Raw genomic sequence first — 21,339 nt, 5'->3', positions numbered from 1 at the left:
AACGACCAAACAAAAAAGCCGCCATGATTGCAATGACGGCTTTTTTTTGATTAATCACGTCAGCTGTTAAGCAGCAGTTACAACCGTTTCACCACTGACCAGACGGCGTAACATTGCTTCTGCTTCCGGTTCACGTTCCGATCGCTCGATAAAACCGCCGCCAAAGACGCGCGCAGTGTTGCTGTCATCAGAATAAAGCACGCAAGCCTGTCCCGGTGCAATGCCGCTTTCACCATCAATCAGCTCAACCCACACTTCACCGTCCTTGCTGTACAAGACAGCCGGACGCGGCGCACGGGTGGAGCGCACTTTGGCAAATACCGATACGCCCTCTTCCGGCAGTGCATCAATTGCCTGATCGCCGAGCCAATTCACATCGCGCAAGAAAACTTTATGGGTTTCCAGTGCTTCACGTGGGCCTACAATCACGCGCGAGCGTGCCGCATCCAGATGCACCACATATAATGGATCACCCGTTGCAACACCGATACCGCGGCGCTGACCAACCGTATAATGTACAATGCCTTCATGCTGGCCGATAATACGGCCATCAATATGGACGATTGCGCCCGGGCTTGCAGCAGCCGGATTCAGGCGCGAAACAATATCGGAATATTTACCCTGCGGCACAAAACAAATATCCTGACTGTCCTGTTTTTGCGCAACGGTCAGCTCCAGCTCTTCGGCAATCTTACGCACCTCAGATTTAGGCATACCACCTAAAGGAAAACGTAAATAATCAAGCTGTTCCTGGGTCGTTGCAAACAGGAAATAGCTCTGGTCACGATCCGTATCGACCGGACGGAAAAGTGAGCGGTGCTCACCATTGGTACGGCTGCGGATATAATGGCCGGTTGCTAAAGCTGCCGCCCCCAAATCACGCGCGGTCTGCAACAGATCGGCAAATTTTACGGTTTGGTTACACGTAACACATGGAATAGGCGTTTCACCCGCGATATAAGAATCCGCAAATGGATTGATAACCGCGTCGCGAAAACGTTTTTCATAATCAAGAACATAATGCGGAATGCCAAGAGTTTCGCAAACCCGGCGCGCATCTTCAATATCCTGACCGGCACAGCAAGAGCCGGCACGGTGCACAGCTGCTCCATGATCATAGAGCTGCAATGTCACACCAATAACATCATAATTCTCTCGTTTAAGAATGCCGGCCACTACAGACGAATCAACACCGCCAGACATGGCAACGACTATTCGTGTATCTTCCGGTCTTCCCGGCAGGTCCAAGCTATTCAACATCATTTTGGAATCCAGTCCTAGAGCGCACTGCCCTCGTTTCCAGCAATTTCGATTAATTAATGCCTATATAGGTCATAGTGCGGCATTTTGCCAAGCCCTACTCTCTCTTTGCACCAGAAAACTCGCAGATAACAATCAACTTTATATGAGAATCTGTTCTGCCAGTTGTGACGCTCATAACATCGCTTCACCATGGGCAATGATTAACATTCAGGGTGTTTATATTAACACTTCCCCCGCATCCAGTGCCAAAACGCGAATTGTGGCGAAAAATAAAATTAAAAAACATCTGTTAAAAGCCCTGAATTCCGGCCTTTTCACATCAATTTTTCAATTCGTTACCAAGGCGTTACCAGGTGCTTAGCTCTTTTTTAAAGCTGTGTGTCTAAAGTGAGTCTTGATTAGGTCCTTGAGTGAATTGTGTAGAGAGTACAATGACCGATCTGGTAAGACCACGAATTAAATATGTGATCGGCCCTGATGGCAGCCCGCTGACCATTGCCGATCTCCCGCCCGCCAACACGCGGCGTTGGGTTATACGTCGTAAGGCAGAGGTTGTCGCCGCAGTGCGCGGTGGTCTCCTTTCCCTTGACGAGGCATGCCAACGCTACACTTTGACGGTCGAGGAGTTTCTGTCCTGGCAGTCTTCAATCGACGAGCATGGTCTCGCCGGTTTGCGGACAACCCGAATTCAGCAATACCGCCACTAGGCTGTAGCATGATTTCGGGCAGTTATTTTAACTGGCCCTCTGGTCACGTGGCGGTTGAAAAACTGCGCCTGAACAGCTCAACACCTATAAAGCCGGCTTCGTGCCGGCTTTATCTTTTTTTAAAACTTAATTCTCAGATTATAAATATAAATAATGCCACCGAATATGCTGGCAGATAATTTTCAATACTGACGGGTTGGCATAAACAAAACGTCACGTCGGTGATCCGTTTAGCAAGCCACACGTCAATCCACGCCTGCACTCAAGTTGCAATGCTAGATAAATTCAGTTTATCAGAAAATATATCAAGCGAATCATTTTAACCGCAGCGCATTATCTGCCTCCGGTTCGTTTAGAATTGATTTTTAAAAAAACATGGCGCGTGCAAAGAATTAACAGGCGTCAAACAAGCACCAAAACAGCTAAGACCAGAGACAGCCACAAGTTGCAAATTTTGGGTTCCAGAATTTAAATGCCGGAAAAAGATCCGGCATTTTCCATTGATTCGTTTTAGAGCAAATTACGGTCTAAACTTCCCACCCCTGAATTTTTAAACCGTCATTCGATCAAATCAGCCAATCATCGCACGCCGGTCAAATGCAGGGCGTTCATCCATATCACGCAAGACTTTACCGTCACGCTCTTCCAGAGCTTCTGCCTTGGCAAGGTCAGCTTCCGCAACAACCAAATCGGCTTCAGCGGCTTCTTTTTGCACATGCAGATCGCGGATCGACACCATCAGATTATCACGGCGCTGGCGGGCAGCTTTGGCAAATGTCGGATAGGCAAAATGTGTTAAATCCGTAATGCCCGCTTTTTTCTCTTCCGAGATGATTTGCGCTTCCAGCTCACTGGCCATGCGTTCAAACTCACCCATCATGAGATCAAGCTGTCCGAGCTGACGACGCTTTTCCTTAACTTGAAAAAGCTTCAGCCTAACCAGACTTTCACGTGGTTTCATACGCAATACTCCTTGAAAACCAGCCCTGCAAAAACCTTCATCAGGGTGACCCCACACAACACACTTAAACACTTGAACTCTGTAAACAGTCCCAATTACAAAAAATAAGTTAAGATTTTTTACTTTTGGTAACCATTCCTTTACGAGCTTCCTTAATCATAAGCGTTAGGAATTAAGGCTCGGTAAATATGATGTGATTTTTTGGCAACGGTCAAAAAGATAGAGTCCAATGAGTCACTTAGCATAATTTCTTAAAGTGATTTGCGAACAATCACTGAAGGATAGTTATGCTTTGGATTCAATCGGATACGATATTTCTTTCAATGACAAATAAATATGCTTGCCAAAGGGAAACATATTTTGTTAACCATTTGCTGGCACCTTCACAATAAGGCAACGACAGTTCCGTGTGCTGCTTTGAAGGACAAAACTGGTCAGCTGCGGAAAGGGGATTTTGAAATGCGCGTCCTATTGATTGAAGACGACAGTGCAATTGCACAGAGCATTGAATTGATGCTTAAATCAGAGAGTTTTAATGTCTATACCACCGATTTGGGTGAAGAAGGCATCGATCTGGGTAAGCTTTACGATTACGATATTATTCTGCTTGATTTGAATTTGCCGGATATGTCCGGTTATGAAGTATTGCGTACATTACGTCTGTCCAAAGTTAAAACACCTATCCTGATCCTGTCAGGTATGGCTGGTATTGAAGACAAGGTTCGTGGCCTTGGCTTCGGCGCAGACGATTACATGACCAAGCCTTTTCATAAAGATGAGCTGATTGCACGTATTCATGCAATCGTTCGTCGCTCGAAAGGTCACGCCCAATCTGTCATCACCACCGGTGAACTTGTGGTTAACCTGGATGCTAAAACTGTTGAAGTTGCAGGCCAGCGCGTCCACCTGACCGGTAAAGAATATCAGATGCTGGAGCTTCTTTCTCTGCGTAAGGGCACAACCTTGACCAAAGAAATGTTCCTCAACCATCTTTATGGCGGTATGGATGAGCCGGAATTGAAGATTATCGACGTCTTCATCTGCAAATTGCGCAAAAAACTGGATGCTGTTTCCGGCAATCAGAGCTTTATCGAAACCGTTTGGGGTCGTGGCTATGTATTACGTGAACCGGATGAAGAAATGCGTGAAAGCGCTTAAGTTTCAAAGCTCCGAACTTGATAAAAACCCGCTTTTAGCGGGTTTTTTCTTGCGCTGAATCCAAATAAAAAGAATGTGTTTCAAGGTCAAACATAAAAACGCGACCTCAATCTAATAATCGAAGTCGCGTTTTGAAATACGATCAAGCGTTTAAAAGTCGTGCAAAACTATGCGCAATCAAGCGGATTTTTCAGCTGCCGAGAAGACAATTTCTTCTTCGCGGACGTCAACAGAGATTTCCATATTGGTTTCTTGTGCCAAAAGCAGAGTATAATACGGCTGAACCGCATGCGCATCAATTGGGTCTTCCGGAACAATGCCTGAATAAAGTTCCTGAAATTTAGGCGCGACACGCAGCATACGGCCTTTGACCGTAATTTTAAAAGCCGGATTAACATCACCATTTTCCAGCACGACATCAAGGTTACCACCGCGCGGGATGGCGGAATTGGCCACCAAAATAAGGTTGAGCAGCAGCTTCACCTTATTTTTAGGCAATAAAACACGGGCACCTTCCCATGAAAGTTCCGCTTTTTCATTTTTAAAATATTCACGCGTTACGCTATGAGCGTCACCAGTGTCGATCTGAACACTTGCTGATCCGGCTGCACCAAAAGCAATACGTGCAAATTGCAATCTGGCGGACGCATTGCGAGCACTGGCCTTGATCAGTTCCATTGCATCTTCGTCAGCGCCGCCCTCTTCAAGCAATTCCAGACCATTATTAATCGCGCCAACGGGTGAAATAATGTCATGGCAGATGCGGCTGCATAATAATGCACCAAGATCGAGAGCTGAAATAACGACGGGCAGTGACATAATTGATCTCCGGAATCTAATTTTTCAGCAGCATAAGTGAAATGCTGACCAAGCGGATGCGATGAAACGAATCACCTGTTGAAACTATCGATACAGTTCTGCATTGTAAGCGACAATAGAGCCGCTGAACCAACACGGTTTGTAGCTATTCTTACAAACAAGAAGTTTGCATATCTTTACGAAAACCGGTTTCTGCCATTTTTTTCAGCTACTTTGGCAACAATTTTATTTTGTAACCATTTAGCAAATGATTCGCTTTTATCATGGCGATGATTCTGCTCGCAGCCAAAGAGCCGCGTCGCTTATAAAATTAACAGGGTCGTATGTCAGACAGAGATGCGAGTAGCCAGAAGGAACCCAATATGGCCAACTTTCCCCTGTCGGGGCGCCTCGCGCGCTTCAAGACAATCACTTTCATGCTGCTGGCATTGATTTTTGCCTCAGCCCAAAACGCATATGCGAACAACACTTATACTGCCGCAGAAATCGTTGATTCAGGCCATCGTTTCTTCGGCTCCACCAGCGGCGGTATTGCATCGGCAATTGAAAAAATCTTCCAAAGCTATGGCCTTCCCAACGGCTATATTCTGGGTGAGGAAGGTTCCGGCGCATTTATCGGCGGCCTGACCTATGGTGAGGGTACTTTATTCACCAAAAATGCAGGTGATCACAAAACCTTCTGGCAAGGACCATCGCTCGGGTGGGACTTTGGCGGTCAGGGATCACGCGTCATGATGCTGGTTTATAATCTGGATGACATTCAGAGCCTTTACGGACGCTACGCCGGTGTTTCAGGCTCTGCCTATGTCATTGCCGGCGTCGGCTTCAATGTCGTCAAGCGCGGCAATATTCTGCTGGTGCCGGTACGTACAGGCGTTGGTGCCCGTCTTGGTGTCAATATCGGTTATCTGAAATTGACAAATTCACCAACATGGAACCCGTTCTAAAAACACTTTGAAAATAATGTGGGGCTGAAATCCCTTTTCAGCCCCAATATAAATCAACTAGCCCTCTTATAAGGGTTCCATTAAGATTGCGGCGATGGCTTTAAGCAATATGCAAGCGCCATTGGTTTTGCCAATTGGAAAGTTAAGCTGTGATTGAAACTGCGCTTTTCTTCATTCTTGGTTTTTTATGCGCGGTATTTATCGGCATATTCATTGCACCTGCCCTTTTCAAACGCGCATATAAACGCGCCCGCAAAGATGTTGAAACCTCGCTCCCGCTGACACTGGAAGAGATAAATGCCCGAACCGACGGCCTGCGCGCCCGTTATGCAGCCGAAATTGCCGGACTTGAAATGCGTATCAAACGTTCAGAGGCCACACGGGCCGAGCTAAATATTACCATCGGTAAAAATCACCAAGAACTCAAACAAATACCTGAGTTGGAAAACACCATTGCATCGTTGACCGAGAATAAAGCCCATCTTGAAGGCGAGCTCGAAAATCTTGGCATAGCCATGCAAGAGCAGCAGCGTGAATTAGCTGAACTCAAGCAAAATTATGCAGAGCTGCATCAGCTTCATGCCGAATTAAAAGAACTTGGCAATGTTACCAGACTGGAGCTGGCGGCTAAAGAAACAAATAATGATAATCTGCATAGTCAAATCGCAGAGCTCAGACGGTCACACAAGGATTTTGATATGCGCGAGAACAAACTCAAGGCTGAAATCACAGCCACCCAGACAGCGCTGAACAATGAAAAACAAAAAAATGTCCAATTGGAGCAACGCCTTGCCCGTCTCATCACGCTTTTGTCCGATGCTGAAGAAAAACTAAGCCGGAATTCTAAAGAACCAAGCGTTGAAGAAGAAAAAATCCGTGAAGAAATTCAGGAAATCGCTGCGGAAATGGTGCTTTCATCGGTAGAACAAGAAGGCGAACAGTCACCCATCCCTGCTATTTTAGCCAAAGAAGCAGCCGTCTCTGCTCTTGCCAATGCCAATGCTGGCCGCAAGTCAAAATCACGTAAAAAAAGCAGCCTTGCCAAGCGCATTGACTCGCTTTCCGGCAGTCGATAATGCTAATTGAGTGGTCATCACGCTGATTGGCCACCAATAATCAAATGCATTTTATGCCATGCTGCTTGAGTCAGCAGTCGGAGCAAGCAATGCCTCTCTTATCTTTGAGTGGAAAACCAATCATCATGCAGTGGGCGCTGATGATCGGCTTGTCTGTGCTTATCATCACTGTTTTGGAATATTTCAATCTGCCGGCGGGATTTCTGCTTGGCTCGATGATTGCGGCAATCATCATCGCCACTCATGAAGGCACAGTAAAGGTTCCGCAAACACCGTTTTACTGGGCGCAAGGTCTGATTGGTTGTTTGATTGCGCTTAGCATCAATGAAGCTTTCTTTCGCTCGATGGTGCTCAATCTGCCGCTCTTCATCTTTTCGGTATTGTTTGTTCTTGTTGCCAGCACCTGCCTTGGCTATCTGCTCGGCAAGTTAGACATTCTCAATCCCACAACCGCGATTTGGGGCTCATCGCCCGGAGCCGCTTCTGCACTCATTTTACTTTCTGCCGATTATGGTGCTGATCCGCGCATTGTCGCATTGATGCAATATTTGCGCGTCGCCCTTGTCGCTGGTGCAGCATCCCTTGTAACCCATAGTTTCATGGATGTTTCTGCTGAAGCTGCGGTAAGCGTTGACTGGTTTCCACCAATTGACTGGCACAATTTGGGCGCAACGCTGCTTTTTGTTTTTATCTCAGTCACCATCGGTAAATTTATCAGAGCGCCCTCTGCTCCCCTGATGCTGCCGCTGTTTGGCGGCATTGCCCTGCAAGAAATCGGCTGGCTCACCATTGTGCTGCCGCCTTGGTTGTTGGTCATCGCCTATGTACTGGTAGGCTGGCGTATTGGTTTAAGCTTTACCCGCGCCATTCTCGTCTATGCTTTGAAGGTATTCCCCTCAATCTTGCTGGCCATTATGTCACTGATTGTCATATGCGGTCTCTATGGCGCCTTTTTAAGTTATATGACCGGCATTGACCTGCTCACAGCCTATCTTGCGACCAGCCCCGGCGGTGCCGATACAATCGCCATTATCGCGGCATCCAGCAATGTAGATATTGCCTTCATCATGGCGATGCAGACATCACGGTTTTTTGTCGTGCTGCTGATCGGGCCTTGGCTGGCCAAAATCATCTCCCAGCTCATCAATAAACGCTCAGAAAAAACCACATAAAAAAAACCGGGCTTAAAGCCCGGTTTTTATTCACAACAGAAAATTTTAACGGCCGTAGAAACCACGGATCGTCTGAATAATCTTGTCCTGATCTTCTTCAGACAGATAAGCATGCATTGGCAAGCTCAAAATACGTGAAGGAAGCTCTTCAGAAACCTTCAAACCTGCTGGCGCAACAGGATTATGCTTGTAAGCATCCTGCAAATGCAAAGGTTTGACGTAATAAATAACGGAAGGGATACCCTCTTCGCCAAGCTTTGCGCGCAGATCATCACGCTTTTCAGCTTCGATCGAATATTGTGCCCATGCAGAGCGGAAACCATTCGGCGTGACCGGAACCTTCACCACATCCTTCAAGCCTTCATTGTAACGCTTGGCAACGATTTGGCGTTTTTCCATTTCGTCTTCGAGGATGGCCAGTTTTTCAATCAAAATTGCCGCCTGAATCGTATCCAGACGTGAATTCAGACCGACACGGACATTGTCATACTGGGTCTCGCCTTTGCCATGAAACAAGACTGAACGAAGCGTTTCAGCCAGTTCAGCGTCATTGGTGAACATTGCACCACCGTCACCGTAGCAGCCCAAAGGCTTGGCCGGATAGAAGCTGGTTGCGCCCACATGGCCAAATGCACCACACATGACATTGTTGGCTTTACCGCCGATGGACTGTGCCGCATCTTCAATGATGAACAGTTCCTCACGCTCGGCAATCGTCATCAATCGTGAATAATCAGCTGGCAGGCCGAAGAGATCGACCGGAATAACAGCCTTTGGCTGCAAACGGCCTTCCTGGCGGATCATCGCAATTGCATCTTCGAGATGATCGAGATTGATATTGTATGAATCCGGATCAACATCAATGAAAACCGGTGTCGCACCAACCAGTGCTACAACTTCAGCAGTAGCCGCAAAGGTAAAGGCCGGACAAAATACAGCGTCGCCCGGGCCGATACCACGTGCCATCAAAGGCATCTGCAGTGCATCTGTACCGTTGGCGCAGGCAATCACATGTTCAACGCCTAAATATTCACCAAGCTGCTTTTCAAATTCAGCAACTTCAGGGCCCAAAATATAGCGGCCTTCTGTGATCACCTTGGCAACAGCACTGTTTATCCGGTCTTCGATACGCGCGCGTTGCGCAGCAAGATCAATGAATTGCATAGTGGCTCCATAAAGACCGTGTTTTCAAATATCCGCAGAATTTAACTGCGAATCATATTCCATATGTAAGAGGTCGGTAGCTCTGCTACCATGCCTTACCTGTTCAAACTTTCGTGCTTTTATGAAACAGACTTTAAACTTTGTTAAAGGCTGCAACATTTTGGCACAGCACCGCCAGTTGGGAGGACTGACGGTGCCTAATTTTTAATTCGTTCTGTTGATTAACTGCTGTGCTTAACAGTGCCAGCAGTTAAAATACGCAGAACGCTGATGGCTTCTTCGCCGTCAGTGCGCGGGTTTTCCCGTGTTTCAATACAATGAATAAAATGCTCCAGCTCGCGCGTCAGAGGCATTCCTTCCTTGTATTTTACATAGTCAGGTTCGGCCATCGAAAATTCCCACGCATTATTATTGCGCCAGACCTTATGATTATAAAGGGCCAGTTTGCGCTCAAATGGCTCCATATCATCAAAGACGGCCATAGCTTTGCTGCCAACCACCGACAAACGACGCTCGCGATATGGGGTCAAACGCGAGGCAAACAAATGTCCGCGAATGCCATTCGGGAATTTAAAGTGCAGATGGGCAAAATCGCTCAAATGATCCAGTGTTGCGGTGCCTTCACCATGCACTTCGCTCGGCTCACAACCGGTGAGCGCCAAAATCATGGAAAGGTCATGCGGTGCGAGATCCCACAAAGCATCATTTTCATTGTGGAATTTTCCAAGACCGACGCGGTGCGAGTGAATATAGCGCAACTCGCCCAATTCACCGGACTTTACCAGTTCCATCAGTTTTTCAAACGCCGGATGGAAACGCAACACATGCCCGACCATAAAGATACGGCCATTGTCTTTAGCAAGCTTCACTTCTGCTTCAGCATCTTCCACCGTCAAAGCGATCGGCTTTTCAACCAGCACATCTTTGCCATTTTCAATAGCGCGCATAGCCATTTGTGCATGCAACTGCGCCGGAAGCGCCATCACGATGCCGTCAATGTCGGTGCGGGTGAATAAATCATCCACAGCCACGGCCTCTACGCCATGCTCGTGCGCGATTCGCTCTGCCCGTGCATGATCGGCATCAGCAACGGCCTGAAGCGCGCCCAAGCCCTTAAGTGTACGAATATGGTTGCTGCCCCAATAGCCACAACCCAAAACTGCGATACGCGGTGCCATATTTTGCTGCCTTTAATCTGAATAATTACCGTGTATCGGTGCAAATTATGGAAAACAAGCCTTTGATGCAATAAGAGTGCTTGACAGAGCGTCATTCCCCACTTATTACCCCGCATATTCCTTGCAAGAACAACATCTTGGTAGGTGCTTCACCCAAAGGTGACCACTTGAAAGTTCTTGAACAAGGCATGGCGGAGTAGCTCAGTAGGTTAGAGCAGAGGAATCATAATCCTTGTGTCGGCGGTTCGAATCCGTCCTCCGCTACCAAATTTCCCTTAAAACGTTAACAATATAAGTTCCCGCACAATGCATCTTTGCGAGTTTTTTGTGTCTGTATATTTATGTCCTTCATATCCATATGCACACTCTGCAAAGCTCGCGCGCCTCCCGTGGCAGTGACAGTACGCCAAAAAAACATTAAAAAAGGCGGCACATGAGCCGCCTCATTTGTAATAAGCTCGTTTTGACGGCCGTACTTATCAAGAGAACAAGCGCTCGCCCTGTTCATCAATGATCTGACGACCTTTATTAAGCGCGATATTCGCCGCATCCTCAATAGTCGGGCATTTATCGGCACGGATAAAACGATTTTCTTTCATTTCATCACCGATCTGCTTCGAGATCACTCCACAGACCTGATACTGCCCGCCTTCTTTAAACGGCGTCGCAACAACTAAAAAACCTTTATGCTCCAAACGTCCGGCTTCCTGCACGCTTTCCGCTTCATCACTCTGCGATTTGCCACCAAACAGACGTTTCAAAAAAGACATTCTACCCTCACCCTTAATCATCGCCGTTCATAACGGCCATATTAAAAAGCCACCCGCGATGAACGGGTGGCTTGAATTTTAAACGCTTAGCTATCCAGGAACGAACGCAATTTCCGCGAACGGCTCGGATGTTTGAGCTTACGTAGTGCTTTGGCTTCGATCTGACGGATACGCTCACGCGTTACCGAGAACTGCTGGCCAACTTCTTCCAGCGTGTGGTCGGTATTCATACCAATACCAAAACGCATACGCAGTACGCGTTCTTCACGTGGTGTCAAAGACGCCAACACGCGGGTTGTTGTGTCACGCAAGTTCGCCTGAATAGCGGAATCAATCGGCAACATCGCATTCTTGTCTTCGATGAAATCGCCAAGATGTGAATCCTCCTCGTCACCAACAGGTGTTTCAAGGGAGATCGGCTCTTTGGCAATTTTAAGAACCTTGCGCACTTTTTCCAAAGGCATTGCAAGCTTCTCGGCCAATTCTTCCGGTGTCGGTTCACGACCAATTTCATGCAGCATCTGGCGGGATGTGCGGACAATCTTATTGATTGTTTCGATCATATGCACCGGAATACGGATGGTGCGTGCCTGATCCGCAATCGAACGGGTGATCGCCTGTCTGATCCACCATGTGGCATAAGTCGAGAACTTATAACCACGGCGATATTCAAACTTATCAACCGCCTTCATCAGACCGATATTGCCTTCCTGAATAAGATCCAGGAACTGCAAGCCACGGTTGGTGTATTTCTTGGCAATAGAGATCACCAGACGCAGGTTCGCTTCAACCATTTCCTTTTTGGCAATGGCTGCTTCACGTTCACCTTTTTGCACCTGATTGACAATGCGGCGGAATTCACCAATCGAAATCGCGGTTTCGGTTGCCAGAATCTGAATTTCAGTACGCAGATATTCAATCGTACGCGCTTCTTTTTCAGCCAGTTCTTTCCAGCCGCGTGTCGTCAGGGTGGCAATACGCTCTGTCCAGTTCGGATCAAGTTCGCTGCCCTGATATTCCTTGAGGAAGTCTTCGCGGCGCACACCAAAAGATTCCGCCAAACGTAGCAACTTGCCTTCGTTCTGAACCAGACGCTTGTTGATGTCATAAAGCTGCTCAACCAGCGCCTCAATACGGTTCTGGTTCAGCGACAATGACTTAACCGCGGTAATCAGCTGATCTTTAAGCTCTTTGTAGCGCTTTTCCTGACTGTTGGACAATTCGCCGGTAGCAGCCAGACGGCCTTCAACCTGCTGATCCTGCAATTTGCGCAGTTTGGAATAAGTTTCCGCGATCAGGTCAAGAGTTTCCATGACCTGCGGGCGCAATTCCGCTTCCATCGCCGCAAGCGACAGGTTCACTTCGTCTTCATCGTCCTCGTCATCTTCCTCAATCGGGGCTTCGCCGCCGACATTGGTGATGTCGTCATCGCGCACACGGCGCTGGAAACGCTCTTCAGGACGCTTCTGTGCTTCTTCCACCCGTTCAATTGCTGGTGCCTGCTTTGCTTCAGGGCCGGCATAGGTGGTTTCAAGATCAATGATTTCACGCAGCAAAATCTGCTGGTCGTTCAATGCTTCACGCCAGATGATGATCGCCTGGAAAGTCAGAGGACTTTCACAAAGACCCGCAATCATGGTTTCGCGGCCAGCTTCAATACGCTTGGCAATCGCGATTTCACCTTCACGCGACAAAAGTTCAACCGTACCCATTTCACGCAAATACATGCGCACCGGATCATCGGTGCGGTCGGTTGGTTCTTTTTTGGTCGTCGTGGTGGCAACCGCAGTGCCGGAAGCTTCTACCAGCTCGCCGCCTTCTTCTGCGTCGTCTTCAGGCTCTTCGCGATCTGCGTCCTGCTCATCGTCTTCCACTACATTGATGCCCATATCTGAAAGCATCGCCATCGTATCTTCGATCTGCTCGGAGGTAACCTCTTCAGAGGGCAGCACAGCATTCAGCTCATCCATCGTGACATAGCCACGTTTCTTGGCGAGCTTGATCATTTTCTTGACAGCGTCGTCAGAAAGGTCGAGAAGCGGGCCATCAGTGGCGCCATCGCGCTCGACTTCAGCCTCTTCGTTTTCTTTCACCTTCGTTGCCATATACTTGTCTCCAGGCGACCGGGTCGCTTCTCTAAAGAATTAGATAGGTCGACGAACTTGTACACGAAGATACAATTCGTCTGTGTAATTCAGCCAGTATAAGATTGCCCTTAATAGGCAATTAACCCTATACCCTATGTACTGATATTAAGGCGATTTATGCTCATTTTAGCGAGTTTACGCGTTAAAATGAGCATTTAAGCTCGTTTTTGCCACGTATTTCAGCTTTTAAAGCGTGTTTGTTTTCGTCAATTTCACTACATCTTAAGTGCGACTCACATGATTCGCGCTAAAAAAGCGAATCATTTGTTGTCGCAAGGCAAAAGCTGTACATAAAACAACGACTTCAACTGCCCCTTTAACCCGCCTTCAACATCACATTAAAAGCCGCCGGCAGGTCTGCCGGAGGATAAACCAAACCCTTCAATCAGTGCTTCAGTGGCATCAGCTTTGCGAATTTCATTTTGAATTTCGAGCAAACGTCCAAAGACTTCTCCGGTTTCGTCATTCGCCATTGCCGTTTCAAGGGCTGCCTCAACTGCACGCAATTCCTTATGTAGTGTGCGTGCACGCTGATGCAAGTGAAGAGCCTGTTTTAATGCTTCGCGGGCATCATCTTCCGCAGCTCTTGTAGTAGCTGGCCAAAGCCGCGCACGACGCACAATCTGGTCAAGCTGCGCCAGTTCTTCCCCATGCCCGGCTTTGGCCAAAGCCTGATGCATGGCAATACCGTCTTCAACGCGCGAAAGAGCCAGCACATCCAGCATCGCCAGATGCAAATTGCGCAACTGCTCATGTTCCAGATCAAGCGCAGCCATGGCTTCAAAGTCTTCTTCCACCAAACGCGGATGATTGATGAGCGTCATCAAAATAGCAGTTTCGCGCAAAGGCGGCGCAATCGAACCACTGCCTGTGCGTCCGCCCTTTACCAGCGTTGAACGTGCAAGACTATCCGAAATAGTCAGACGAGCTGAACCTCCACCACGTTGTCCAAATTGCCCGAACTGATAATTGCCTTTGCCATTGCCGCCTTTATTTTTATTCCAGCCGGATGTCTTGCGGCCACGGCCAAAGAACTGCTGCGCCCGGTCGCGCATTTCCTGCCCGTAATGGCGACGAATATCCTCATCGGCAATTTTTTGGGTAATTTCACGCAAACGCGCTTCCAACTCGGCGCGCCTTTCAGGCGTGTCGAATGTACCGCCCATCGTTTCACGCATCCAGAGCATATCGGCAAGCGGCTTAGCCTCCTGAAGCACGGCACGAAACCCCTGTGCCCCTTCTGCCTTCACCAGATCATCAGGGTCTTTGCCCTCTGCCAACAAGGCAAAATGCAGCGAGCGACCGGGTTTAAGCACCGGTAGCGCCAGATCTACCACACGATTGGCCGCACGTAAGCCGGCCTGATCGCCGTCAAAACACAAAATCGGTTCAGGATTCATCCGCCATAACAAATTGAGCTGATCTTCGGTCAAAGCCGTACCCAGAGGTGCGACCGCTTGCCCGATGCCAGCCTGCGCCAAGGCAATCACATCCATATAGCCTTCCACCACTATAACCGGTTTGGCTGGCTGACCGCCTTGCGGCTGCGAGGCTTTACGTGCGCGCAAACCATTATAAAGCACACGGCCTTTATGGAATAATTCAGTTTCCGGCGAATTCAGATATTTGGCGGGCGCATCAGACGACATGGCACGGCCGCCAAAAGCAATAATACGGCCGCGCAAATCTTCAATCGGAAACATGATGCGATCACGAAAACGGTCATAGGACACCGGAATGTCAGGCCCCGCCACCACCATGCCGCACGCTTCCATCTGTTCTTTCGACACACCTTTGGAAGCTAAAAATTCTTTCAGTGCATTGCGGCTGTCGGGCGCATAACCGATACGGAATGTCTGCTGTGTGGTGGCTGAAAGCCCGCGATCACGCAAATAAGCGCGCGCTTTGGCACCATTGGCTGCCTGCAACTGCGCCTCAAAATAAGAAGCGGCTAAATCCATCACGTCAAAAAGCGTCGAACGCTGCGCCTCGCGTTGTTCCATCTCCGGATCACGTGCCGGCATCGGCACGCCAGCCATGTCGGCTACACGCTCTACCGCTTCGGGAAATTTCAACCCTTCCAGTTCGGTCAGAAAGTTAAAATGATCACCGCTGACCCCGCAACCAAAACAATGATAGCGACCTTTACGATCTTCGCAGTGGAAGCTTGGGGTGTTTTCCCCATGAAACGGACAACAACCCCAAAAATCGCCGCGTGACGGATTGCTTTTTTTGCGATCAAAGGGAACGCGCGTTCCAATCAATGTTGAGATCGGAACGCGGTCTCTGATCTCATCAAGGAAAGACGGCGGAAAACGCATATATAAAAACCACTTCTCGTAAATCCGTAGCCATGAAAGAGCATGCAGCAATCATGCGCACAGCAATTCAGAGCCGGAAATTTGAACCTTCATCCGGAAAATCAGAATATCACATATATAGAGCTAAGGTCGCTCAAATCCAAAGCTCTGTCACACGACATTTATCATTTAGTGCTTAACCCTGTGCAAAACTTATTTTGCGTGCCAGAACCATGATAAAACTCTGATGTATCAATGGTTGGATTATCCATATTTTAATTCTATATTGTGAGACTTAAGCTTAGGACTTAAAGCGTGATAAAATTTAATATAATCATACGCACGTCACACTTTTCTGGCCCATTCACATTGTTTCAAAACCAACGGAGGGGTAAAATTCATTGAGCGGCTCCGTTGTCCTTTTAAATTTGGCTGGTGCAGTAGCTTTGCTATTATGGGCAACCCGCATGGTGCGCACCGGTGTTGAAGAAGCCTTTGGCGAACAATTGCGCCGTGGTTTGCGCAACCGCATGCAAAATCCGTTGCTGGCCGTCGCTTTCGGCACCGGTCTTGCCATAGCGTTGCAAAGCTCCACCGCCGTCACATTGCTGGTCGGTTCTTTTGTCGGCTCCGGCTTTGTCTCTGGCCTTGCAGGACTCATGGCCGTGCGCGGCGGCGAGCTTGGCTCGGCGCTGGTTGTCAAAATCCTGACCTTTGACCTGACCTTGATGGTGCCGCTTCTGCTCGTTGCAGGTACTGCCATTTCCATGACCACAGAGCGCCATCAATGGCGCCAGATTGGTCGCATCTGCGTTGGTATTGCGTTACTGATCCTGTCACTGGAAATGACCTCGCACGCAACCGAACCTTTGCGTGACAGCCAGTTATTGCCGGTGATCGTCAATTATCTGAAAGGTGATCCGATCACTGCTTATTTGCTGGCAGCATTGATGACGTGGCTGTTTCATTCCAGCGTTGCCGCCATCATCCTGCTGGTCAGCTTTGCCTCACGCGGGTTGATTGATGCCAATCTTGCAGTCGTTATGGTGCTGGGCGTCAATCTGGGTTCATCTGTTATTGCGCCAATTCTCACCCGTAATGCTTCACCGGAAAACCGCATTGTACCGCTCGGCAATCTGCTAATGCGTGGTGCAGGCTCGCTGGTGATGTTGATTTTGGTTGAGACTTTCAACCCTGATTTAACGCTTCTTGGTCATGATTCTGCCTCGCAAGTCATCAACGCCCATATTGTCTTTAACGTCATCATTCTGATTGCCGGCATTCCACTTTCCGGTCTGGTGCTGCGCACCACCAAAGCATTGGTACAAATCAATGCGCATAAATACGGCCCTCAATCTCCGGCAGAGCTTGAACAATATAGCGCGCTGGATAAAGGTGCCTTAAAACATCCGGCACAAGCACTGGCCAATGCGACGCGCGAAGTTTTAAGCGTTTGTGAAACCGTGGAAGTCATGCTTCAGCGCATAATTGATGTTTTTGAAAAGCCTGACCAAACCCGTATTGATGAACTGGCCGCCCTTGATGACCGTGTCGATAAACGGCATATGGCGGTCAAACTTTACCTGACCCAGCTTGCCACACAAAAACTCAACCAAACCGAAGCAGCCCGGATGCAGGAATTGCTCGAAGCCTGCATCAAGCTGGAACAGGTGGGTGACATTATCGTGCGCAATATGCTGGTGCATGTACAGAAGAAACTTGATCAAAATCTGAACTTCACTGAAGAAGGCTGGAAAGAAATTGTCGAGTTTCACGATGTGGTTCTCTCCAATGCGCATCTTGCTTTCAACGTGCTGCTCTCGCGTGACAGCAATACGGCGCGTCAATTGGTGCAGCAGAAAGACCGTTTGCGTGAATTAGAGCGCGAAACCACGCGTCAGCATTTTGCCCGTCTTCGCGCCGGCTCTCCGCGCAGCATTGAAAGCAGTACTATTCATCTGGATACAATTCGCGATTTGAAACAAATCAACTCGCTATTGGCAGCGCTTGCCTATCCGGTGCTGGAAGAAGAAGGTCAGCTTGGCGGCACGCGGTTACGTAAGCTGCCGAAAAATCCAACCTCTGAAAATGCCTGACCATTAAAAAAGCCGCGCTTCATTTTTAAAGCGCGGCTTTTGATATTCTTGCAGGGCTTATATCTGACGCTAAAAGTTCCTTAACGAAGCTACATTTTTAGTTATCGCAGTGTCGTTTCAAAACATAGTCTCAGCACAGACGTTCTTTGACGAAGCTACATTTTAGTGGTCGCAGTTTCGCTTCAGAGCTTCTATCTTACGATAGCAGTTCTTTAACGAAACTGCTGGCCAAAGCAAAATCCATCTGGCCGGTATAGCGCTCTTTCAGCACCGCCATGATCTTGCCCATATCGCGCAATCCCTGTGCATCAATTTCCTTGATAATATCAGCACAAATCGCCTTCACTTCGTCAGCTGATAATTGCTGCGGCAGAAAATCACGAATGATTTCGATTTCTTCCTGCTCGTTTTGCGCCAGCTCCGGGCGATTCCCTTCTATATAAATTTTGGAGGAATCTTCACGCTGCTTGATCATTTTCGCCAAAATGGTCAAAAGCTCTTCATCGCCGACCGGATCCTTGCCAGCTGAACGATTGGCTATATCGCGGTCCTGAACGGCGGCCATAACCAAACGCAGTGTAGAAACACGGCGTTTTTCCTGTGCTTTCAAAGCATTGTTCAGTGCCTCAGTAATCTGCTGGCGCAACATCTTCGTCTCTCCTGACGGTCATAAAATTCAAAGGAATTTGTGCATTATTCATAAAAACCGACGGTCAGTACTATTAAAACTGCCATAATTGCAAATTATTTTGCAAGGATTGCGTGACAGTCATTGACCGATGCGTCGTGTTTCTCTATTGCCCAAGGCTTAGCAGAGAACTTTGACTATGCACAACGGCGGGAGCATCATATCCCGACGTCTTTACGTGTGTCATATGGCGAGAAACCGGTTTTGTTTCAAGTCACGCTGTGCAACGCTATAACATCAGCCCGATCAGGAGTGCCTCAAATGACAAATACCACACACACAACTGCACCCTGGTCCAAGACCAAGCCAACCGCTGTACTCGTTCTTGCCGATGGCACTGTCATCGAAGGTATGGGCGCGGGTGCAACCGGAGCAGTTGAAGCAGAAGTTTGCTTTAATACGGCCTTGACCGGATATCAGGAAATCCTCACTGACCCGTCTTATGCAGGTCAGATTGTTACCTTCACCTTCCCACACGTTGGCAATGTTGGTGCCAATGATGAAGATGTTGAAGATTTGACACCAGCCAATCATGCCGGTGCTGTCGGTGTCGTATTTAAAGCACCTGCAACGATTGCTTCCAACTACCGCGCCGGACAGGAACTTGATCCTTGGTTGAAAACCCGCGGCATCATCGGCATTTACGGCGTTGATACCCGTGCTCTCACAGCGCTTATCCGCGAAAATGGCGCACAGAACGCAGTGATCGCGCATGATCCAAATGGCAATTTCGACATTGAAGCACTGAAAACCCGTGCGAAAAGCTGGGCCGGTCTTGAAGGTCTGGATCTGGCCAAAGAAGTCACCAGCGGCCAGTCTTCGGTCTGGACACAAGCACCTTGGGTTTGGAATCAGGGCTACGGCGAATTGAGCGAACCGAAATACCACATTGTTGCTGTCGACTACGGTGTAAAGCGCAACATTCTGCGCATTCTGGCAGGCCTTGGTGCAAAAATCACCATCGTTCCAGCCACCACTTCGGCTGAAGATATTTTGGCCTATCAGCCGGATGGTATTTTCCTGTCCAACGGCCCCGGCGATCCGGCAGCAACGGGCGAATATGCGGTTCCAACCATTCAGAAACTGATTGAAAGCGATATTCCTCTGTTTGGTATTTGCCTTGGTCACCAGATGCTGGCACGTGCACTGGGCGGCAACACGCAAAAGATGCATCAGGGTCATCACGGTGCCAACCATCCGGTTAAAGACTACACCACCGGCAAGGTTGAAATCGTTTCGATGAACCACGGCTTTGCAGTGGATTCAGACAGCTTGCCTGACAATGTCGAAGAAACCCATGTTTCGCTGTTTGACGGTTCAAACAGTGGCTTGCAGGTTATCGGCAAGCCGGCCTTCTCCGTGCAGCACCACCCGGAAGCAGCACCTGGCCCGGAAGACTCACATTACCTCTTCCGTCGTTTTATCAACTTGATTCGTGCCAAGCGCGGAGAAGTTTTACTTCCAGAACGCGACGCAGCTTAAAGCCTGTAAAATTCAAGACAATAAAAAAAGCCGGACACCATGTCCGGCCTTTTTCATATCAACTGAAGCGTTGTTAAATCGCGCCACTGAATGTATCGCAGGCATCAAGCTTGCCGGTTTCAAAACCCCGTTTGAACCATTTTGCACGTTGTTCGGATGTGCCGTGATTGAAACTATCCGGCACCACATAGCCCTGTGAGCGCTTCTGCAAGGTATCATCGCCAATCTGGTGGGCGGCATTCAGCGCATCTTCCAGATCACCGCTTTCAAGCAAACCCTTTTGTTCAGTGTAATAGCCCCAGATACCGGCAAAGCAATCGGCCTGCAACTCAACACGAACCGACATTCTATTGGCTTCGACTTCGCTCATATTCTGACGCATCTGATTGAATTTTGGCAAAATACCCAGCAAATTCTGCACATGATGTCCGACTTCATGCGCCAAAACATAGGCTTGCGCAAAATTACCCGATGCACGGAAACGATTGGCCAATTCATCATAGAAAGTCAGATCAATATAAACCTTCTTGTCGCCCGGACAATAAAACGGCCCCGAAGCCGATGACGCAGTACCACAGGCAGAGCTCACGCGGTCCTTAAACAAAACCAGCGAGGGTGCCGGATATTGTGCGCCCTGTGACTGAAAAATACCGCTCCATGTATCTTCGGTTTCGGCCAGAATGGTGCGGACAAACTGTGTCATTTCATCATTTTGCACCTGTCCGCCTTGGGCAACAGAACGGCCGGATTGCTGTGACTGGGTTTGCGCCGGCATGGAGCCGTCATTAAAAAGCACAGCCCACGGATCAACACCTACAGCCTTCAACACGAAGAACATAATCACCAGAATGACGATGCCGGACACACCGCCGCCGCGCACGATACGAAAACCGGGGCCGCCAAATCCGCCGCCAAAACCGCCTCGGCCGCCACCCAAACCATTATCGCCGTTCACACGACGATCTTCCACATTGTCACTTTGCCTGCGGCCTTGCCAACGCATGCGCGAACTCCCTGTTCAGCTTTAACTTTTAAACTTATAGCACAAAATGGCCCAAACGATCATTTTGAGCTGTAACTTGCCCATTTTTATCTTCAACGATTGCATAGGCCATAGGGTTCCCGCACAAGAAATATGAATGAACCGATTTTGTGTTTCCCATTATTAATCACACAGAGATTCTTTATTCTATTCAGAAACACATTTTCTTTGACAAAAGACGTCTGCTGTTTATGCATATTTGCCAAATTCGCACGCCCCTCTGCTCTGACAGACACCGCTATGCAAAAAATATGGTGCTAACATGCAAAATAATGCCATAAAAATGAAATTAGAGGGTTCCGCTTAAAGCGATCATTGCCTATAAGGCACGCTTAGCCCAATAATTTAAATTGCCGCCAACCCGCCGGA

16 protein-coding genes, 1 tRNA gene and 1 pseudogene are annotated in these 21,339 nt (G+C 48.5%); 8 read left to right on the top strand and 10 right to left on the bottom strand.

Annotated features, from left to right (window positions below; all coding sequences use genetic code 11):
• Positions 1–66: 66 nt before the first annotated feature.
• On the bottom strand, positions 67–1,263 hold the full coding sequence (gene mnmA, locus JNC77_RS09105; protein WP_374831676.1) for a tRNA 2-thiouridine(34) synthase MnmA: 1,197 nt from the start codon (positions 1,261–1,263) through the stop codon (positions 67–69).
• A gap of 431 nt (positions 1,264–1,694) precedes the next feature.
• On the opposite strand from mnmA, the gene sciP reads away from it, so the two are divergent.
• On the top strand, positions 1,695–1,970 hold the full coding sequence (sciP, locus tag JNC77_RS09100) for a CtrA inhibitor SciP (RefSeq protein WP_184219152.1): 276 nt from the start codon (positions 1,695–1,697) through the stop codon (positions 1,968–1,970).
• Positions 1,971–2,541: 571 nt separating this feature from the next.
• Here the strand turns inward: sciP and JNC77_RS09095 are convergent.
• Positions 2,542–2,931, bottom strand: a complete 390-nt coding sequence (locus JNC77_RS09095) for a flagellar export protein FliJ (RefSeq protein ID WP_374831674.1) — start codon at positions 2,929–2,931, stop codon at positions 2,542–2,544.
• Between the two features lie 459 nt (positions 2,932–3,390).
• Between JNC77_RS09095 and ctrA the strand changes: the two genes are divergently transcribed.
• Positions 3,391–4,089 carry a response regulator transcription factor CtrA gene (gene ctrA, locus JNC77_RS09090; RefSeq protein WP_374831672.1) on the top strand — a complete coding sequence of 233 codons (699 nt, stop codon included), beginning with the start codon at positions 3,391–3,393 and terminating at the stop codon, positions 4,087–4,089.
• 177 nt (positions 4,090–4,266) lie between these two features.
• Here ctrA and chpT read toward each other — a convergent pair whose 3' ends face one another.
• Positions 4,267–4,908, bottom strand: coding sequence for a histidine phosphotransferase ChpT (chpT, locus tag JNC77_RS09085; protein ID WP_374831670.1), 642 nt, complete (start codon positions 4,906–4,908; stop codon positions 4,267–4,269).
• 416 nt (positions 4,909–5,324) lie between these two features.
• Here chpT and JNC77_RS09080 point away from each other — a divergent pair, with 416 nt between their 5' ends.
• From JNC77_RS09080 to JNC77_RS09070, 3 genes are all read left to right on the top strand, one after another.
• Complete coding sequence (locus JNC77_RS09080) at positions 5,325–5,855, top strand: DUF1134 domain-containing protein (protein ID WP_374831857.1); 531 nt, start codon at positions 5,325–5,327, stop codon at positions 5,853–5,855.
• A gap of 149 nt (positions 5,856–6,004) precedes the next feature.
• On the top strand, positions 6,005–6,931 hold the full coding sequence (locus tag JNC77_RS09075; RefSeq protein WP_374831668.1) for a coiled-coil domain-containing protein: 927 nt from the start codon (positions 6,005–6,007) through the stop codon (positions 6,929–6,931).
• An 89-nt stretch (positions 6,932–7,020) separates the two neighbouring features.
• Complete coding sequence (locus JNC77_RS09070; protein ID WP_374831666.1) at positions 7,021–8,103, top strand: AbrB family protein; 1,083 nt, start codon at positions 7,021–7,023, stop codon at positions 8,101–8,103.
• 45 nt (positions 8,104–8,148) lie between these two features.
• Here the strand turns inward: JNC77_RS09070 and JNC77_RS09065 are convergent, their stop codons facing one another.
• Positions 8,149–9,267, bottom strand: coding sequence for a DegT/DnrJ/EryC1/StrS family aminotransferase (locus tag JNC77_RS09065; RefSeq protein WP_374831664.1), 1,119 nt, complete (start codon positions 9,265–9,267; stop codon positions 8,149–8,151).
• A 221-nt stretch (positions 9,268–9,488) separates the two neighbouring features.
• Entirely contained in the window at positions 9,489–10,445 is a 957-nt protein-coding gene (locus JNC77_RS09060; RefSeq protein ID WP_374831662.1) for a Gfo/Idh/MocA family protein, read from the bottom strand.
• 190 nt (positions 10,446–10,635) lie between these two features.
• Between JNC77_RS09060 and JNC77_RS09055 the strand changes: the two genes are divergently transcribed.
• Positions 10,636–10,712: transfer RNA gene (locus tag JNC77_RS09055), tRNA-Met, on the top strand.
• A gap of 212 nt (positions 10,713–10,924) precedes the next feature.
• Here JNC77_RS09055 and JNC77_RS09050 read toward each other — a convergent pair.
• The 3 genes and pseudogenes from JNC77_RS09050 to dnaG all read right to left on the bottom strand — a co-directional run.
• On the bottom strand, positions 10,925–11,215 hold the full coding sequence (locus tag JNC77_RS09050) for an HlyU family transcriptional regulator (RefSeq protein ID WP_374831660.1): 291 nt from the start codon (positions 11,213–11,215) through the stop codon (positions 10,925–10,927).
• A gap of 86 nt (positions 11,216–11,301) precedes the next feature.
• Complete coding sequence (rpoD, locus tag JNC77_RS09045) at positions 11,302–13,320, bottom strand: RNA polymerase sigma factor RpoD (protein ID WP_374831658.1); 2,019 nt, start codon at positions 13,318–13,320, stop codon at positions 11,302–11,304.
• Between the two features lie 1,057 nt (positions 13,321–14,377).
• Positions 14,378–15,683: pseudogene (gene dnaG, locus JNC77_RS09040) on the bottom strand (DNA primase); the annotation flags it as partial.
• A 380-nt stretch (positions 15,684–16,063) separates the two neighbouring features.
• Here dnaG and JNC77_RS09035 point away from each other — a divergent pair.
• Entirely contained in the window at positions 16,064–17,758 is a 1,695-nt protein-coding gene (locus tag JNC77_RS09035; protein WP_374831656.1) for a Na/Pi cotransporter family protein, read from the top strand.
• Positions 17,759–17,954: 196 nt separating this feature from the next.
• Here the strand turns inward: JNC77_RS09035 and JNC77_RS09030 are convergent, their stop codons facing one another.
• The gene (locus JNC77_RS09030; RefSeq protein ID WP_374831654.1) at positions 17,955–18,407 is read right to left on the bottom strand and encodes a GatB/YqeY domain-containing protein; all 453 of its coding nucleotides are present in this window, start codon (positions 18,405–18,407) and stop codon (positions 17,955–17,957) included.
• A 300-nt stretch (positions 18,408–18,707) separates the two neighbouring features.
• On the opposite strand from JNC77_RS09030, the gene carA reads away from it, so the two are divergent.
• The gene (gene carA / locus JNC77_RS09025; protein ID WP_374831652.1) at positions 18,708–19,928 is read left to right on the top strand and encodes a glutamine-hydrolyzing carbamoyl-phosphate synthase small subunit; all 1,221 of its coding nucleotides are present in this window, start codon (positions 18,708–18,710) and stop codon (positions 19,926–19,928) included.
• A 73-nt stretch (positions 19,929–20,001) separates the two neighbouring features.
• Here the strand turns inward: carA and ypfJ are convergent, their stop codons facing one another.
• Positions 20,002–20,931 (bottom strand): KPN_02809 family neutral zinc metallopeptidase, encoded by a 930-nt coding sequence (ypfJ, locus tag JNC77_RS09020; protein ID WP_374831650.1) that lies wholly within the window; start codon positions 20,929–20,931, stop codon positions 20,002–20,004.
• Positions 20,932–21,339: the final 408 nt, after the last annotated feature.

Origin of the sequence: Paenochrobactrum pullorum (assembly GCF_041929845.1) — a bacterium.
Lineage (GTDB): Bacteria > Pseudomonadota > Alphaproteobacteria > Rhizobiales > Rhizobiaceae > Paenochrobactrum > Paenochrobactrum pullorum.
Note: the sequence above shows the minus strand (reverse complement) of the source record. Positions and strands in the feature narration are given on the sequence as shown.